The sequence below is a fragment of the Bizionia gelidisalsuginis genome (assembly GCF_008086185.1).
GTDB lineage: Bacteria > Bacteroidota > Bacteroidia > Flavobacteriales > Flavobacteriaceae > Bizionia > Bizionia saleffrena.
On sequence record NZ_VSKN01000056.1, the window covers coordinates 1 to 3,049 of the forward strand.

Genomic DNA, 3,049 nt, shown 5'->3' on the forward strand with positions numbered 1-3,049 from the left:
GATGTACAAAGCTTAGAAATCTTTAATAGATATGGGACCAAAGTATATTCTAGAGCAAACTATACTAACGAATGGTTTGGTCAATCTAAAGATGGTGATGAATTACCAGTAGGTACGTACTACTATGTAATGAAATACCAAGGCGGAAAAGTAAAAACATCTTGGGTTTATATTAACAGATAATAGCACTACAAACAACAACTTAAAATTTAAGAATGAAAAAAATATATATCCTTTTCGCCGTTTTGTTTGCTCTAAACAGTTATGCGCAGCAAGACCCTCAGTATACACAGTACATGTATAATATGAATATTATTAACCCTGCATACGCTGGTTCTAGCGAGACTGTTTCTATTGGAGCACTCTACAGGAGTCAGTGGGTAGGTGTAGAAGGTGCTCCTAAAACAGGAACACTTTCTATTCACGCCCCGGTAGGGAATCGTGTAGGATTGGGCTTCTCACTTATTAGTGATGAAGTCGGTCCTGTAAACGAGACTAACGCTTACATTGATTTCTCTTATACCCTACCAATGGGTACAAGTACAAAATTAGCTTTAGGTTTAAAAGCAGGAGCAACATTTCATGATATTGGAACCGGTTCGGTAGTGACTTTAGATCCTAACGATCCATTTTACGCACAAGATATTAACGAGACGACTCCTAATGTTGGAGCTGGAGCGTATTTCTACGAGCCAAATAAATACTACATTTCTGCCTCTATGCCAAACATTTTAAATGCAACACATTTAGATTTAGATGGTCGTAAAATAGGGTCAGAATCAGAACATTTATTTGCAGCCGCAGGTTACGTATTCGATTTATCACCAAACTTTAAACTAAAGCCACACGTACTTGCTAAATTTGCTTTCGATGCACCAGTGGCCTATGATGCTAACCTAAACTTATTTATGTACGACCTAGTAGAAGTAGGTGCAGGATACCGTTTAGACGATTCGTTTAGTGGTATGATTAACTTTATGGTATCTCCAAACTTAAGAATAGGATACGCTTACGATAGCATCCAATCTGATTTAAATATCGATACCAGTTCATCACACGAAATATTTATAAACTTCGATATTTTCTTACCAAGAAAAGTATCGCGTTCACCTCGTTATTTCTAATCAGTTAAGCTAAATCAACTATGAAAAACATAAAATTATTTTTAACACTAATCATCCTGAGCAGCTTTAGTGTCGCTGCTCAAAATAAACAGACTACAAAAGCCGACAAGCATTTTGCTAAGTTGGAGTTTGTTGAAGCTGCCGAAGCTTACAATAAGCTTGTAGAAAAAGGAGAAGCCGACGCTTATGTCTATGGTCAATTAGCAGAAGCTAATTACAATATTTTTAATACTGTAGAAGCCGAAAAATGGTATGCCAAAGCATTAGAGTCCAGTTCCGATACGGAAATGATGTACAAGTATTCTGAAATGCTGAAAGCAAACGGAAAATACGACGCATCAAACCAACAAATGAGAACCTTTGCCGCAGCAAGCCCTAACGATGAAAGAGCGAAAGCATTCTTAGCAAACCCTAATTATCTAAACGATATATTAGCAAAAGAAGAGAATTTTACAGCTAAAAATTTAGAGTTTAACTCACCAGCTTCAGATTTTGGAGGGACTTTAAAAGAGGGCAAGCTTTACTTTACATCAGCAAGAAATGACTCAAGACGTACTTACGGATGGAACGATCAACCGTTTTTAGACATCTACGAATTAACCGTAGCTGAAGATGGAACATATTCTGAAGCTAGCGTATTAAAAGGAAAAATAAATACAAAATACCACGAAGGTATCGTGACTTTTTCGCCAGACGGAAGCACTATGTATTTTTCTCGTGAGAGCTTCTTTGATAATATGTACGAAAAAAATGAAGACACAAACACAAAGTTAAGTGTCATTCAATTATTCAAAGCGACAAAAAGCGGCGATTCTTGGAAAAACGTTACTGCTTTATCTTTAAACAGTAATAGCTACTCTGTAAAAAACCCATCGGTTAGTAAAGACGGATCCACCTTATACTTCGCCTCAGATATGGAAGGCGGTTTTGGAAAGTTCGATATTTACAAAGCACCTATCGCAGCAGATGGAACAGTAGAGGCAGCAGAAAACTTAGGTAATAAAGTAAACACGCCAGGTCAAGAAATGTTCCCTTACGCAGGAGACGATGAGTATTTATACTTCTCTTCTAACGGGCACTTAGGATTAGGAAACTTAGATGTGTATTACACGACGTACTCAGGTACAGAAACTGTAAAAAACATTGGAGCACCAATAAATAGTAAAGCAGACGATTTTGCTTTTGTACTTGATGCGGATAAGAATGGTTATGTCTCTTCAAACCGTGCTGGTGGAAAGGGAAGTGATGATATCTACGCGATTAGAGAAATCAAACCGTTATGTAATGTAGACATGATTGTAACTGTAGAAAATGCAGAAACAGGAGTAAAACTTGCAGGTGCAATGGTAACACTTTACGATAGCGAAGGTAGCGTTATAGCAACCGAAACTACAAACGTACAAGGGGTAGCTAACTTTACAACAGATTGCGATCAAGACACCAGCTTAAAAGCAACTAAACTAGAGTTTAAAGACACTACTGCCACTGTTAACGGATCTAAAGATGCCCGTAAAGCTGTGACTGTAGATTTAACACCAATCAAGAAAATGATTGTAGAAGATAAAGTGGTATTAGACCCTATTTACTTCGAATTTGATAAATCTAACATAACACCTCAAGGTGCTGCAGAATTAGATAAATTAGTATTAGTAATGAACAAATACCCAGAAATGGTTATTTACGCCACCGCTCATACCGATAACAGAGGTAAAGACGGATACAACATGAATTTATCTGAGCGTAGAGCACAATCTACTGTCTCTTATGTAATCTCTAAAGGCATTTCTGCTTCTAGAATAACAGGAGAAGGCAAAGGAGAAAGTGAGCCTGCAGTGCAGTGCGGTACAAACTGTACTGAAGCGCAACATCAACAAAACAGACGTTCTCAATTCACTATTAAAAGTGGTGGACCTAACAGTAATTAA

At 37.4% G+C, this 3,049-nt stretch carries 3 protein-coding genes; all 3 read left to right on the top strand.

The annotated features are described in order from the left end of the window. Positions 1-183: T9SS type B sorting domain-containing protein (locus tag ES677_RS14935; RefSeq protein ID WP_148381688.1), on the top strand; the 183-nt coding region annotated here is incomplete at its 5' end. A 32-nt stretch (positions 184-215) separates the two neighbouring features. Then, positions 216-1,124: a PorP/SprF family type IX secretion system membrane protein gene (locus tag ES677_RS14940; protein ID WP_148371031.1), complete on the top strand. Its 909-nt coding sequence runs from the start codon at positions 216-218 to the stop codon at positions 1,122-1,124. A gap of 20 nt (positions 1,125-1,144) precedes the next feature. Beyond that, entirely contained in the window at positions 1,145-3,049 is a 1,905-nt protein-coding gene (locus tag ES677_RS14945; protein ID WP_148381689.1) for an OmpA family protein, read from the top strand.

What these genes read in the sequence shown, in the direction of transcription:
- ES677_RS14940 (WP_148371031.1), top strand. Translation starts at nt 216, where the DNA reads ATGAAAAAAATATATATCCTTTTCGCCGTTTTGTTTGCTCTAAACAGT.
- ES677_RS14945 (WP_148381689.1), top strand. Translation starts at nt 1,145, where the DNA reads ATGAAAAACATAAAATTATTTTTAACACTAATCATCCTGAGCAGCTTT.